Here is a 13,328-nt window from a genome sequence, read left to right as displayed (position 1 = left end):
GCGGCCCGCACCCACTGTCCGCCGAGGATGGGGGTGGCCACGACGTTGGCGTTGGGGCCCTTGCCCCACTGGAGCCTGCCGACCGGGGTCTGCACGTCGAGTACGGCGATCGCCTTGGCGACGGCCTTCTTGTCCTTGGGGTCGGAGGCAGCCCGGAGCGCGGCCGCGCCCGCGTCGAACAGGGCGAGGCTGGCGCCGAGTTGCTGGGTCCACTGCTTGCCGGACGACTTCTGGTAGCCGTCGGCCAGGTCCGCGGAGGAGACGCTGGTGAGCGAGGAACTGTAGGGGAAGGTCGGGGTCCAGTAGGCGCCGCCTGCGATGCCGACGCCTATGGAGCCGAGGGCCTCGACCTGCGAGGGGAACAGGCCCGTCTTGGCGACCTGCACGATCTTGGGCTTGTAGCCCTGCTGCGCGGCCTGCCGCCAGAAGGTGGCGAAGTCGGAGGGGATGGGGAAGGTGTTGAAGATCTCGCAGTTCTCGGACTTGAACCGGGCGATCTGCGACGAGTAGTCGTTGGTGCCGTCGGTGTAGGCGCCGGGATCGACGATGTCGTAGCCGGCCTTCTCCAGCAGGGGCCCGAGCGCGTGCCGGATGGCGTTGCCGTCGGAGTCGTTGGGCCACATGACGCCGACCTTCCGGTCCGTCTTCACCTGCGTCCACAGGCTGGTGTAGGCCTGGTGGAACTGCTCGACGCCGAAGCAGAAGTGGAAGGTGTACTGGAAGGCCTGCTTCTGGGTGGGCTTCGCCCCCCGGCCGAAGTACCAGGCCTCCCAGGGCACGACGGTGGAGATGCACGGGACACCGGCGGCCTCGCACGCGTCGGAGACGGGGTTGACCGTCTCCGGCGTCGACGTGGTGAGCATCAAGTCGACGCCCTCGGCGTTGATCAGGTCGTTGGCCACCTGGGATCCGCGCTGCGGGTTGGACTGGCCGTCCTTGTCGATGATCTTGACCTGATACTTCTTGCCGCCGATGGTCAGGCCTTCGGCGAAGGCTTTGCGGGCGAGGCCGAGGACGTAGGCGTCCGGCTCGCCGAATCCGGCCGCGGGGCCGGTGCGCGGGCTGACGAACCCGATTTTCAGGGTGGTCGATCCACTACTGCCGCCGCTGTCGCCACTGCCGACCTTGCAGGCGGCGACCAGCGGACTTGCCAGGGCGAGTCCGGATATACCGAGTCCCGCCGTACGCAGAATCTGGCGTCTGCTGGGTTCGGGAGACGGTTCGGACATAGGAGACTCAGGCATGTTTGCCCTCCTGGTGAACCAAAGGTGGGGGGAACGTAGGAGCGGCTGTCACGGAAGTCAACGTGGCGTTCTAATAGATGAAACAAACGGCGTTACCATGCGGCATGACCTCCCGGACACCGCCGTCGGCATCCGACGAGCCCACGAGCCCCCTTGTGGTCGGCACCGCCGAGGACGAGACGCCGCCGAAGGCGGCCGCCGCAGGGTTCTCCCAGTCCCTGGAACGCGGACTGCTGATCCTCTCGTCGTTCAGCGAGAACCGCCCTGTCCTGGGGATCTCCGAGCTGGGGCGCGTGGTCGGCCTCAACCGCAGCACCACCTACCGGTATGTGGCGACACTCGCCAAACTCGGTTATCTGCAACAGGATCCGGACTCGCGGAAGTACTCCCTCGGGCCCAGGGTCGTCGACCTCGGATTCGCGGCGATCAACTCCATGGAGATCACCCGCGTCGCCGGGCCGTTCCTGCAGGCCTTGTCGGACGAGACCGGTTACACCGTGAGCATGGCCGTGCTTGACGGCCCGGACATCGTGTACGTCGACCGGCGGCGCAGCGGTCGTGCGAGCACCTTCGCCATGGGTCTCCACCTGCACGTCGGCTCCCGCCTTCCGGCCTACTGCACCTCGATGGGCAAGGTCTTGCTGGCGTACCAGGAGCCGGCCGTGCTGCGTGACCTGGTCGATCGCACGGATCTCGCCCGGCGGGGGCCGAAGACGATCACTGCGCGGGAGCAGCTCATGGTGGCGCTGGCACGGGTCCGGCGTTCCGGGCTCGCGCTCAATGACGAGGAACTCGCACCCGGGCTGCGGTCGTTGGCCGCGCCGGTGCGGGACCGGTCCGGCGCCGTCGTAGCCGCGGTCAACGTCGCGGTGCACCTCACGGTGTGGAACGCGTCGGTGGAGTCCGTCATGTCGCGCCTCGAAGCCCCCCTGCGGCGCGCTACGGCGGAGATCTCCACCCGGCTCGGTCATCGGCCGCAGACCTGATCCGAAACCGTCTCCGCGATGTTGTTTGAATAATTCAAACACTAGTCCCTGTATACGGAACGGTAGGGACTCAATTCGTTGACACCGACTCCCGGACGGGCGCAGACTCACGCCGCCAAACAGTCCGTGAACTTCACTTCACCAAGCGAACAGAGTTGTTCCTGTGTTCGGGAGGCCGTCATGCGTATACAGGCCGCCGTGTTCGACAAGCAGGACGGCCCGTTCCAGCTCCAGGACGTCGAGCTGGACGAGCCGGAAGCGGGCGAGGTCCTCGTGCGGATCTCAGCCACCGGCATCTGCCACACCGACGGGCTGGCGAGGCACGGTGATCTTCCTTTCCCCGCTCCCGGGGTGCTCGGTCACGAAGGCGCCGGCGTCGTGGCCGCGATCGGTCCCGGTGTCACATCGGTGCGGGAGGGCGACCACGTCGTCATCGGCTGGCCCTGGTGCGGCGAGTGTCGCAACTGCCTGGCCGGTGAGCCCCGTTACTGCGCCCGGCTCGGCGAACTCGTCGCCGGCGGAGTCCGACCGGGGACCGGGGCCTCGGCCCTGCGCCGCCCGGACGGAGGCGCGCTACACGGACACTTCTTCGGCCAGTCGTCCTTCGCCACCCACTCCTTGACCCGGGCCAACAGCCTGGTGAAGGTCCCGCACGACGTCCCGCTCGACCTGCTCGGCCCCCTCGCCTGCGGGCTGTCCACCGGCGCGGGCGCCGTGCTGAACACGCTGCGCCCGCAGATCGGCTCCAGTCTCGTGATCTACGGCACCGGCTCGGTGGGGCTGGCCGCCGTCATGGCGGCCCGCAACAGCGGCGCGACCACGATCATCGCGGTCGACCGGCACACCTCCCGGCTGGAGCTAGCGGCGGAACTCGGCGCGACCCACACCGTGAATGCCGCCGACACCGACCCCGTCGCCGCGGTGCAGGACATCTGCGGCGGGCCCGCCGACAACGCCCTGGAGTGCACTGGCATCCTCTCCGTCGTACGCCAGGCCGCCGACTCGGTCGGCATGCTCGGCACCTGCGCGCTCATCGGCGGCGCCCCGGCGGGAGCTGAGTTCACCCTCGACCACCTCACCACCCTGTGGGGCAAGCGCATCGTCGGCGTCCTCGGCGGCGGCGGTCGCAGTCCCCAACTCATTGGCGCGCTCATCGAGTTGTACCGCCAGGGCCGCTTTCCCATGGAACGGCTCGTCTCCTGGTTCGCCTTCGACCAGATCGAGGAGGCGCTGGAGGCGTCGTACTCCGGCGACGTCATCAAGCCGATCGTCCGCATGCCCGCCTGAGTCCGCACGCCTCGTGGCCCGCCACGGCTGCCCCGTACCGAAAGAAGTCCTTCATGTCTCTCACCCGTGAACTGTTCATCGGCGGCAAGGACGTGCCGGCCCTCTCCGGCCGTACCACCGAGGACATCGACCCCTACACCGGCGAGGTCTACGCGATCGTCGCCGCGGCCGACCCGCAGGACGTGACCCGGGCCGTGGACGCCGCCGACGCGGCGTTCGCCGACTGGGCCGCCCTCGCGCCGTTCGCCCGTCGCGCGATCTTCCTCAAGGCGGCGGACCTGCTGGACGCACGTGCCGAGCAGGTGGCCGAGATCATGGCCCACGAGGCTGGCGGTACCCGGCCCTGGGCGTTCTTCAACGTGGCGCTGGCGGCGAACATCCTGCGGGAGGCGGCCGCCGCGATCACCGCTCCGCGCGGCGAGGTGCTCAGCGCCCAGGAGGAAGGCGCGCTGGGCCTCGCGGTACGCGAACCGCTGGGCGTGGTCGCGGCGTTCGCGCCGTGGAACGCTCCGGTCATCCTCGGCGTCCGGGCCGTGGCGGCACCCCTGGCCGCCGGCAACACGGTCGTCGTCAAGCCCAGCGAGGACGCGCCGATCGCCTGCGGACTGCTCGTCGCGGACGTGCTGCGCGAGGCGGGACTGCCCGACGGGGTGCTCAACGTGGTCACCAACGCCCGCGAGGACGCGGCGGAGATCGCCGAGGTGCTGATCGCCGATCCCCGGGTGCGTGCCGTGAACTTCACAGGCTCCACCGGCGTCGGCCGGATCATCGGCACCCACGCCGCGAAGCACCTCAAGCCGGCCGTGCTGGAACTGGGCGGCAAGAACGCGGTGATCGTCCTGGACGACGCGGACGTGGACTACGCCGTCGACGCCGCCACCTTCAGCGTGTTCATGAACTCCGGGCAGATCTGCATGTCCGGCGACCGCATCCTCGTACACGAGTCGCTGGCCGAGGAGTTCACCCGGAAGTTCACCGCGAAGGTCGCCTCCCTCCGGGCCGGGGACCCCGCCCACCCGCACACCGTGGTGGGCCCGCTGGTCACCGCCTCCGCCGCACAGCGCGTCGCCGCCCTGGTGGAGGACGCGGTCGCCAAGGGCGCCACCCTGCTGACGGGCGGCGGGCAGCCAGAGGGCGCGGTACACGCGGCGACCGTGCTCACCGACGTTCCCCAGGACACGGACCTGTACTACGCGGAGGCCTTCGGGCCGGTCTGCGTCGTCGAGTCGTTCAGCGACGACGACGCCGCCGTGGCCGTCGCCAACGACACCGACCACGGTCTGTCCTGCGGCATCATCACCGAGAACGCCACCCACGGGCTGAGCGTCGCCCGTCGTGTCCGTACGGGCATCGTGCACATCAACGACCAGTCCGTGGCCGACGAGCCCCACGCGCCCTTCGGTGGCGTGAAGGCCTCCGGATACGGCCGGTTCGGCGGACGGTGGGGCATCGAGGCGTTCTCCAGCACCCGCTGGGTGACGATCGCGACCCAGCAGGCCCACTACCCCTTCTGATCGGTCGGCCCCAGACACAGCTCTTCTCCGTGACCGCCTGCAGGTCGTCCCCAGTGCTCGACGAACCTGCCGTGCCGGTCGAAGCGGAAGCTGTCCACCGCTACCGTGCCGTGGTCCTCGGCCGACGTTCCGCCTGGCCCTGCACGACTACGAGGTCGCCCCGGGCACGGTCCGCTTGAAGGTCAGCGCGGCGTTCGGGAACTGCTGGAGGTAGCCCGTGACACCGATGACCAAGGCATCGCGTCCCTTGCCGAAGTCCGGGCTGAGCTGGTTGAAGGCATCGCCCAGCAGCGCAACAGCAGCCTTCTGGTGCGGAGTTCCTGGGCGGACAGCCAGCTCGTCGCACGCGTCGGCGTGCCGTGCTCGGGCGTGGCTGACGCGGAGGGAACGCTCAGCGCGCACGCCGGCCTGTACTGCGTCACTCACTCGCAGCCAGCCCCCGGATCTCCTTGCGGAAGTCGATCGGGGAACGGCCTGTGCGTTGCATGAAGTACTTGCTGAACTGGGAGGGCGTGGCGAAGCCGAGATGGTCCGAGATCTGGGCGGCGGTCTCGTCGCCGTGAGCCAGCAGACGCTTCGCCTCCAGCACGACCCGGCGGTCGATGAACTCCTTCGCGCTGAGCCCGGCGCCCGCCAGGGTCGCCCGGGCGAGAGTGCGTCCGGAATAGCCGAGCATGCGAGCGTAGTCCTCCACCCGCCGCGTGGCGGTGAAGTGCCGTTCCACCGCGTCACGGAACCGCAGGTAGGTCTCGTCAGGTTCCGGAGCGGGGCTCCCGACCGGAACGGTGAGATGAGCCATCCGCAGCAGCAGGACGGCGAGGAGATGGCGCAGGGCCGCCATGTGTATGTCCAGAGGCAGGTGCCCGAGCGCTTGGAACTCAAGGCTCAGGTGTTCCGCAGCCATGGTCACCGCTTCGGCGTCGGCCGCGACGGGAGTGGAGACGACCGGTGCGTGCGGGTCGTCGATACGGGCCGCCGTAGCCGTGGCCGGGTCCAGGACGTCCTGCTGGAAGAGGATCAGCGTGCCCTCGGCCTTGGCGAGGTCGCCCCACTGATGCACCTGTCCCGGGCGCACCCACAGCCAGGAGCCCGGCCGCAGGGCGTAGCCGTTGAAATCGACGACGTGCCAGAGGCCGCCTGCGGTGAGCGTGAGCAGGTGATGGAAGTCGGGGCGCCGGGGCCGCGCGAGAGTGTGCTCGCAGACGCGCCGTCGTAGCTCCGCCAGCGACAGGACCTCGATACCGGCGGGCGTGCCCGCGGGGGCGTCGAACAGGACCTCCGGGATCTCACGCGGGGAACCGTGTCGGTTTTTGGCCATCATCAGTCAGAAGTTTATCCGGTTTTCCGCAGACAACCTTCGTACGTTGGTCGTGCCGCTACGGAAACGGAACGTCTCCCCGGCGGAAATCGGAAAGGACGGCACATGGCGCCCACGAAGGGGGAGAGGGCCGGGCTGACGTATGTCTTCGACGCCTACTGCGCTCGGTGCCACGGCTTCGCCCCGACCCTGCGGGCCTTCGTCGAAGCCCATGCGGACCGTGTCGATCTGCGTGTCCTGTCGGCCGGACTGTATGCGGGAGCGCGTGCGCTGCCAGTTTCTGCCGATCCCGACCTGGTGCGCCAGTGGGTCCGCGTCACGGAACTGAACCGGTGCCCATTTCGGTGCGGGACACAGGCGAACCGTCGCCGACGGCACCACGGTGATGGACTCCACCGACGCGGCGACGGGGCTGGAGGCTCTGCCGGCCCAGCCCGGCGCGGACACCCTGCGGACGCTCGAAGTGATGCAGCACGCCTGGTTCGTGGACGGCCTGAGTTTGTCGGACCCGGCGACCTGCCGAGTGCTCGCCGTCGAGCTGGGCCTGAGCCCCCTTGCCGTGGCCCTCGCCTACGCCGCGTCCGTCACGCGCGCGCGAGTGAAGGCCGCACTGCGCGCCGTCCGCCGGCTGAGCGTGGCGAGCTTACCCGGTTCTGCTGCTCGGCACCGCGGGCGGACACCACCACCGGCTGGGCGGACCGCTGACCCGTGTCGAGGAACTGACCACGGCTTTCGACGGGTACGTCAAACAGGTGTCCGTGGCACCGGAAGGGAACCGCGCGTCGTGAGCAGCGTGAACAACGCTCCCGCCTCGGCCGCACCGGCACGCGAGGCCGTCCACGCATGGCTGGAAGAGGCCGACAGGGTCCTGATCGCGGCCGGCGCGGGCCTGAGCGCGGCCGCCGGCTACGACTACGGCGACACGGAACGCTTCCGCGAACTGCTGCCGGCGCTGTACCGGCTCGGCCTGCGCTCGCGCTACCTGCTCGGCGTGCCCCTGCCGAAGGACATGATGTGGGGCTACTGGGCCGTCCACATCGACGACATCCGCTACGGCACCGAACCTAACCCCCTCTACCGCATGCTGAGGGAGCTGGTCGGCGACCGCGACCACTGGGTGATGACGTCCAACGTCGACGCCCTCTTCCCCCGCAACGGCTTCGCGGGGGACCAGGTCTTCACCCCGCAGGGCGACTACGGCCGCCTCCAGTGCACGGTCCCGTGCACGCGGGACACCTGGCCCAGCAAGCCTTTCCTCGACGCGGTCCTCGCCGCGTACGACCGGGACACCGGCCGGGTGACCGACCCTCAGGCCCTGCCGCGCTGCCCCCGCTGCGGCGCCGACGTCTTCCCCAACATCCGTGTCGGTCCGGAGTTCGTCGACGACTCCTATCTGCCCGCAGGGCAGCGGCTGGCCCGGTGGCTCGACGACGCGCCCACGGACAGCACCTTGCTCGTGATCGAAATCGGTGCCGGTTTCAATACTCCCGGAGTGATCCGCTGGCCCATGGAGAATCTGGTGCGTCAGACGCCTCGGGCCCGCCTCGTCCGGATCAATCCCGACCATCCCGACGTCCCCATGGACCTCGGGACACGAGCTCTGTCCGTTCCCGTCGGAGCGGACCGGCTCCTCGACGGGCTCGATCCCTGACGCACGGCGGCGGCGCGCCCTCGTCGCCACAGGAAGAGAAATCACCCCATGTCCGAAAAGCCCGCGGTATCCATCCCTGCGATCGCTGTCACCGGCTCCACCGGCCGGCTCGGCGGGCGCGTCGCCCGGCGGCTGGCAGAGCGGGGCGTCCCGCAGAAACTACTGGCCCGCAGCCCGGAACGGGCTCCACGGCTTCCCGGCGCGGTGGCGGTCCGAAGCGACTACGCCGACCAGGACGCCGTACGGGAGGCCCTGACCGGCATCCGCACCGTCTTCATGGTCTCCGCCTCCGAGAGTGCCGACCGGCTCGCCCAGCACAAGGCGTTTGTGGACGCCGCCGCGCAGGCGGGTGTCCGGCATCTGGTGTACGTCTCCTTCTACGGCGCAGCCCCCGACGCCACCTTCACCCTGGCGCGCGACCACTTCCACACCGAACAGCACATCCGCGCGAGCGGCCTGGCGTACACGTTGCTCCGGGACAACTTCTACGCGGAGTTCGTCCCCGACCTGGTCGGCGAGGACGGCGTCATCCGAGGCCCGGCCGGGCCCGGCCGGGCATCGTTCGTCGGCCAGGACGACATCGCCGACACGGCCGCCGCGGTGCTGTCCAGGCCCGACGGCCATGCGGGCGTCGCCTACGACCTGACCGGGCCCGCCTCCCTCACCCTGGACGAAGCGGCCTCACTCCTGTCCGAGCAGCTCGGACGCACCGTCACCTACCAGCAGGAGACGGTCGAGGAGGCCTACGCCTCCCGCGCTTCCTACGGCGCCCCGCCCTGGCAGCTGGACGCCTGGGTGTCCACCTACACGGCCATCGCCTCAGGCGAACTCGACGGCGTCAGCGACGCCGTGCCCCGCCTCACCGGACATCCCGCCACGCCCCTCGCCGACGTCATCCGCGCCGCAGGGGACTGACTCCCACCGCCGTCGGCACCGCCCCGGCCGGTCGACCGGAAGGCAGATAGACCTCATGCGTGCCCCCCCGAGCCGCTGTGGCCCACCCCGGCACCGGCACGCAGCTCCTGCGCACCCAGACGGCGAGCGGCCGACCGGACCCCCCAGTAGTGCCCGACACCTCGACGAAAAGAAGTGGGTCGCTTTTTGACTATCGAGAGTCGCCTTTCACCCGGGAACACTCGATGTCGTCGTCATAGTTTGAACACATCACCACTCGACCGCCGGTCCATCCGACGCAAGTACGCAAGCAAGGAAGACAGTCATGAGCAACGCGAAGAACACCGTCCTTCAGGCCGTCACTGAGTTGTTCGGCGACAAGGATCCCTCCGCCGTGGACCGCTGGGTGGCCGCGACCTACAAGCAGCACAGCACGCTCGCCCCCGACGGCCCCGAGGCGCTGCGCGGGCTCGTCGCCGGCCTGGGCGAGGACTTCCGCTACGAAGGCGCCCGGGTCATCGCCGACGGCGACCTGATCGCCCTGCACGGCACCTACCACGGCTTCGGCCCGGACCCGCTCGTCGGCTTCGACATCTTCCGCGTGGACGCCGACGGCAAGCTGGCCGAGCACTGGGACGCCCTGACCCCCCAGGTCGAGGACACCGTCTCCGGCCGCTCCCAGACCGACGGCCCCGCTGCGGTCACCGAGACCGACAAGACCGCCGCCAACCGTGCCCTGGTGACGGAGTTCGCCGAGAAGGTCCTCGTCGGCGCCGACTACTCGGTGCTCACCGACTACATCTCCACCGAGACCTACCACCAGCACAACACCGAGGCCGCCGACGGCCTGGACGGTTTCGGCGCGGCCGCGGCCAAGTGGGCCGAACAGGGCAAGAACCTGATCTACAAGAAGGTCCACAAGGTCATCGCCGAAGGCGACTTCGTCCTGACGCAGTCCGAAGGCGAGTTCGGTGTGCCCGTCGCCTACTACGACCTCTTCCGTGTCGCGGACGGCAGGATCGTCGAGCACTGGGACGTCATCGCTCCCGTCCCGGACGAGCTGCCGCACGGCAACGGCCTGTTCTGAGAGGCCCGCACGCCACCCGGCTCAACGAACACGTCGACCGACGGAGCACCAACACATGAGCAACCTCGCCTACGCAGGAAAGACCTACCGGTCAGCGTCGACAACGGCGTCGTCTTCCACAACACCTACAGTCCCGACGGCACCACGCTGCACTACGAGACCGTCGCCGGCCCCGACACCGGTGCGAGCGAGGACGTCACACTGAACGCAGCCGAGGTCGCGCCTGGCGTCTTCCTGCTCGGCTGGGTGGAGAAGTCCGGTATGACCGTCACCCACGCGATGAATCTCAACACCCCCACGGTTCACGCCTTCTGGACCTACGACACCCCCGAGGGCCGGATCGGCGAGTTGCACGTCGGAACACTCGAAGGAATGTGACCCACCTGCCGATGGTCCGGCCCGCGCGCCGACGTGCCGATGCCGGGCCATCGGTACACCTCGTTCACCTGCCCCACCCGGAGCCCTCGATGATTCCGACCCGCGCCGAGTCCGACGCCTTCGCCGGGACACAGGCGCAGCTCACCGCCCTGCCTCTGGCCGCCTACCGGGACGCCGTCACCCTCGACGAACCCTTCCGTCCGACAGCGGCCCCGGCCACAGCCGGACGGCTGGACGCACACGTGCGCTCGGCGCTGCGCCTGTTCAGTGCGGATCCGGCCGTTCCCCGGCTCGGGTTGCGAGCCGACTCACTGAGGCACCTCGCCGATAGGACCGGTGGCGCCGACGCGGCCACGGCCCGCCAGGTGCTGCGAGCTCTGCTGACCGTGCGCGATCCCGGTCCGCTGCCGGAGGGAGCCGACCGGGAGCTGGACGCGCTCCTGGGCGCGGAGCGGGAACTGCGGCTCACCGTCTCGGCGCTCGAACTGCCCACAGTCGAAGAAGAGTTCTGCCGTAGGACCTTCCGGGCGGCGACCGAGGCCGTGCTGTGGCGGGGAGACATCACCACGCTGGCCGCAGACGCCGTGGTCAACGCTGCCAACAGTCAACTGCTCGGCTGCTTCCGCCCTCTGCACCCCTGCATCGACAACGCCCTCCACAACGCCGCCGGACCTCGTCTGCGCGACGACTGCCACACGATCATCACGGCGCAGGGATCCCTCGAACCCACCGGTAAGGCCAAGATCACACGGGGCTACCACCTGCCGGCCCGGTACGTCCTGCACACCGTCGGCCCCGTCGTCCAGGGCCGCCCACAGACACGTGACGCGCAGGAGCTGGCCTCCTCCTACCGGGCGTGCCTGGACCTAGCCGCCGAGGTGGAGACCATCCGCACCCTCGCCTTCTGCGCCGTCAGCACCGGCGTCTTCGGCTATCCCAAAAAGGAGGCAGCACCTGTCGCGCTGCGCACAGTCGCGGACTGGACCGCAGAGCATCCCGGACGGTTCGACCGCGTGGTGTTCGCCGTGTTCGCAGACGACGACGAACGGGCCTACAGGCACGCCTTCGGTGTATCGGGCCGCCCCTGACACGACGTCCATCACGCGTTGAGCCGCCGACGCCGCGGGCGTGAGCGATGAGACCTGGCGGCAACAGGATGGGCCGACGAGCGCGGCGACGGGAGGGTCGGCGAGGACGGCGGAGAAGAACAGCATGTTCCCGCCGCCCCCCGGCACGGCAGTCCATAAGTGGCGTCGGACGTCAGACAGCGGAGGGGTGTACCGGGGCGGCTGCCGCCCCGACGACCAGCCGGAAGCCGACGCCGCGAACTGCCTCCACGCACAGAGCGGCACCCAGTTTGTTCCGCAGGGAGGTCACATGGGTGTCCAACGTCTTCGTCGAGCCGAACCAGTTGCTGTCCCACACCGCGGACATGATGGACTCGCGTGTCACGAGCGCGCCGGCCCGGCTCGTCAGATACTCCAGCAGGGCGTACTCCTTGGGACTCAGCGCCACCTCGGCGCCGTCGAGAAAGACCCGGTGGGCACGTCTGTCGATCGCCACCCGGTAATACACGTCACGCGCCGGCCAGGTGCCGTGTCGATCCGGCGGAGACCCGATCGACCGCACGCTGGGCAACTGGGCGGGGGTGCCGACCGGGACCGCGCCGCGGTTCCTCCGGCGCACCGCACGCATTCGCGCCACGAGTTCGCGTACGAGGAACGGTTTCACCAGGTAGTCGTCCGCGCCGAGTTCGAGGCCGACGATCCTGTCCGTCACACTGCCGCGCCCGCTGATCACGATGAGCGACACGTCGCTGCGGGCCCTCAGTTCCCTGCAGACGTCGAGACCATCCAGGTCCGGCAGACCCAGATCGAGCAGCACCACGTCCGGGGCCGCCGCGGCGAGCCCACCCCGCCCCGTCGTTTCCCACGTCACGTCGCAGCCGTAGCGGGTCAGGCCGCGTATCAGGCAGTTCGCGACATCCGGATCGTCTTCGATGAGCAGTACCTGCACGCGACTTCTCCCCTGCGGTGTGTGGCGGCCGAGGGCTGCGGCCCGGCCTCAAACCTAGGAGCCGTTGGCCGTCGGGCTCCGGCACCGCAGGACGAAATCCGGCACGCCCGGGTGCTACCGGGGTATTGGCGCCCGCATCCGATCGGAGGGTGCGCCGAGGCCGCGCCCGGGCCGGTTCACACGCGAACGTCCGGCTGCTCCGTCCTGTGCGCGTGCAGCATGTCCATCACCACGTCCGTCAGGAGCTCGGCCGCAGGACCGCGCTCGGGCTTGACCCGGTGCAGGAACCAGCAGGTCATGTACCCCTCGATCATGGAGATGATCATGGATGCCCGGCCGCGTGTCTCGTCGGGCGAGAAGCGGGCGCCCCACAGAACGGCGTTGCGGGTGAGGCTGTCGATGCCGCGTCGTGCGCTTCTACGGCGGCCGCCGCGTCGTGGGCCGGGGTGACCCGGTAGAGGTTGCCCACGACGGCGGCCCCGAAGCCGAGCTCGGTGAGCTCGAGAGACGTGTTCGTGATCTTTCTGCGGTGCAAGACGCACTCCTCGGGACGTGGGCGGTGTGTTGCGGTCAGCGCCGGACGTGGGCGGAGCTGCCACCCATGAGCGCCTCGACCTCGGCGAGGGAAGCCATGGAGACGTCGCCGGGGGTGGTCATGGTGAGCGCGCCGTGGGCGGTGTCGTATGCGAGCGCACGGTCGATACCGGCACCGGTGTGCAGGCCGTAGATCAGCCCGGCGGCAAACCGTCACCGGAGCCGATGCGGCCCAGGACGTGCAGGCCGGGCATCTCGGGACCCGGTACGAACCCTGTCTCCGCCGACCAGGCAGCCGAGGTCCAGTCGTTGACCCCGGCCTAGGTCGTGTCTTCAATTGATCTTGAGTGGTGGATCATGGTCGGGTGATACGTCGCCATGAACTGTCCGATGAGGAGTGGGAGTTCCTCCGTCCGCTG

The 13,328-nt window shown here is 69.4% G+C and carries 12 protein-coding genes and 3 pseudogenes; 8 read left to right on the top strand and 7 right to left on the bottom strand.

Annotation, left to right across the window (positions count from 1 at the left end):
- A partial coding sequence (locus tag ACN6LD_RS40590) for an ABC transporter substrate-binding protein (RefSeq protein WP_445045777.1) occupies positions 1 to 1,229 on the bottom strand: 1,229 nt, incomplete at its 3' end.
- 119 nt (positions 1,230 to 1,348) lie between these two features.
- Here ACN6LD_RS40590 and ACN6LD_RS40585 point away from each other — a divergent pair.
- From ACN6LD_RS40585 to ACN6LD_RS40575, 3 genes are all read left to right on the top strand, one after another.
- Complete coding sequence (locus tag ACN6LD_RS40585; protein WP_319194796.1) at positions 1,349 to 2,230, top strand: IclR family transcriptional regulator; 882 nt, start codon at positions 1,349 to 1,351, stop codon at positions 2,228 to 2,230.
- Between the two features lie 180 nt (positions 2,231 to 2,410).
- On the top strand, positions 2,411 to 3,517 hold the full coding sequence (locus ACN6LD_RS40580; protein WP_319194794.1) for an NAD(P)-dependent alcohol dehydrogenase: 1,107 nt from the start codon (positions 2,411 to 2,413) through the stop codon (positions 3,515 to 3,517).
- 53 nt (positions 3,518 to 3,570) lie between these two features.
- Positions 3,571 to 5,031 (top strand): aldehyde dehydrogenase family protein, encoded by a 1,461-nt coding sequence (locus ACN6LD_RS40575; protein WP_319194793.1) that lies wholly within the window; start codon positions 3,571 to 3,573, stop codon positions 5,029 to 5,031.
- A gap of 147 nt (positions 5,032 to 5,178) precedes the next feature.
- On the opposite strand, the gene ACN6LD_RS40570 is transcribed toward ACN6LD_RS40575, so the two are convergent.
- Positions 5,179 to 5,457: a hypothetical protein gene (locus ACN6LD_RS40570; protein ID WP_319194791.1), complete on the bottom strand. Its 279-nt coding sequence runs from the start codon at positions 5,455 to 5,457 to the stop codon at positions 5,179 to 5,181.
- Positions 5,450 to 6,352, bottom strand: a complete 903-nt coding sequence (locus tag ACN6LD_RS40565; RefSeq protein ID WP_319194789.1) for a helix-turn-helix domain-containing protein — start codon at positions 6,350 to 6,352, stop codon at positions 5,450 to 5,452. Before ACN6LD_RS40565 ends, ACN6LD_RS40570 begins: the two co-directional genes overlap by 8 nt.
- A 781-nt stretch (positions 6,353 to 7,133) precedes the next feature.
- On the opposite strand from ACN6LD_RS40565, the gene ACN6LD_RS40560 reads away from it, so the two are divergent.
- The 5 genes and pseudogenes from ACN6LD_RS40560 to ACN6LD_RS40540 all read left to right on the top strand — a co-directional run bounded on the left by ACN6LD_RS40560 (position 7,134) and on the right by ACN6LD_RS40540 (position 11,447).
- Positions 7,134 to 8,000 carry an NAD-dependent protein deacetylase of SIR2 family gene (locus tag ACN6LD_RS40560; protein WP_445045776.1) on the top strand — a complete coding sequence of 289 codons (867 nt, stop codon included), beginning with the start codon at positions 7,134 to 7,136 and terminating at the stop codon, positions 7,998 to 8,000.
- Between the two features lie 48 nt (positions 8,001 to 8,048).
- Positions 8,049 to 8,915, top strand: a complete 867-nt coding sequence (locus ACN6LD_RS40555) for an SDR family oxidoreductase (protein WP_445045775.1) — start codon at positions 8,049 to 8,051, stop codon at positions 8,913 to 8,915.
- A 304-nt stretch (positions 8,916 to 9,219) separates the two neighbouring features.
- Positions 9,220 to 9,981 (top strand): nuclear transport factor 2 family protein, encoded by a 762-nt coding sequence (locus tag ACN6LD_RS40550; RefSeq protein ID WP_445045774.1) that lies wholly within the window; start codon positions 9,220 to 9,222, stop codon positions 9,979 to 9,981.
- 102 nt (positions 9,982 to 10,083) lie between these two features.
- Positions 10,084 to 10,359: pseudogene (locus ACN6LD_RS40545) on the top strand (MoaF-related domain-containing protein); the annotation flags it as partial.
- An 89-nt stretch (positions 10,360 to 10,448) separates the two neighbouring features.
- On the top strand, positions 10,449 to 11,447 hold the full coding sequence (locus ACN6LD_RS40540; RefSeq protein WP_445045773.1) for a protein-ADP-ribose hydrolase: 999 nt from the start codon (positions 10,449 to 10,451) through the stop codon (positions 11,445 to 11,447).
- A 172-nt stretch (positions 11,448 to 11,619) separates the two neighbouring features.
- On the opposite strand, the gene ACN6LD_RS40535 is transcribed toward ACN6LD_RS40540, so the two are convergent.
- The 4 genes and pseudogenes from ACN6LD_RS40535 to ACN6LD_RS40520 all read right to left on the bottom strand — a co-directional run.
- Positions 11,620 to 12,375, bottom strand: a complete 756-nt coding sequence (locus ACN6LD_RS40535) for a response regulator transcription factor (RefSeq protein ID WP_445045772.1) — start codon at positions 12,373 to 12,375, stop codon at positions 11,620 to 11,622.
- 176 nt (positions 12,376 to 12,551) lie between these two features.
- Positions 12,552 to 12,689, bottom strand: coding sequence for a hypothetical protein (locus tag ACN6LD_RS40530; RefSeq protein ID WP_319194778.1), 138 nt, complete (start codon positions 12,687 to 12,689; stop codon positions 12,552 to 12,554).
- Positions 12,690 to 12,787: 98 nt separating this feature from the next.
- A pseudogene (locus tag ACN6LD_RS40525) lies at positions 12,788 to 12,910 on the bottom strand (aldo/keto reductase); the annotation flags it as partial.
- Positions 12,911 to 12,945: 35 nt separating this feature from the next.
- Positions 12,946 to 13,229 (bottom strand): annotated as a pseudogene (locus ACN6LD_RS40520) (sugar kinase); the annotation flags it as partial.
- Between the last annotated feature and the right edge of the window lie 99 nt (positions 13,230 to 13,328).

It is taken from the genome of Streptomyces sp. SAS_272 (genome assembly GCF_052543235.1).
Note: the sequence above shows the minus strand (reverse complement) of the source record. Positions and strands in the feature narration are given on the sequence as shown.

Coding starts and splice junctions, on each gene's coding strand:
- ACN6LD_RS40585 (WP_319194796.1), top strand. CDS start 1,349: ATGACCTCCCGGACACCGCCGTCGGCATCCGACGAGCCCACGAGCCCC.
- ACN6LD_RS40580 (WP_319194794.1), top strand. CDS start 2,411: ATGCGTATACAGGCCGCCGTGTTCGACAAGCAGGACGGCCCGTTCCAG.
- ACN6LD_RS40575 (WP_319194793.1), top strand. CDS start 3,571: ATGTCTCTCACCCGTGAACTGTTCATCGGCGGCAAGGACGTGCCGGCC.
- ACN6LD_RS40565 (WP_319194789.1), bottom strand. CDS start 6,352: ATGATGGCCAAAAACCGACACGGTTCCCCGCGTGAGATCCCGGAGGTC.
- ACN6LD_RS40555 (WP_445045775.1), top strand. CDS start 8,049: ATGTCCGAAAAGCCCGCGGTATCCATCCCTGCGATCGCTGTCACCGGC.
- ACN6LD_RS40550 (WP_445045774.1), top strand. CDS start 9,220: ATGAGCAACGCGAAGAACACCGTCCTTCAGGCCGTCACTGAGTTGTTC.
- ACN6LD_RS40540 (WP_445045773.1), top strand. CDS start 10,449: ATGATTCCGACCCGCGCCGAGTCCGACGCCTTCGCCGGGACACAGGCG.
- ACN6LD_RS40530 (WP_319194778.1), bottom strand. CDS start 12,689: ATGATCGAGGGGTACATGACCTGCTGGTTCCTGCACCGGGTCAAGCCC.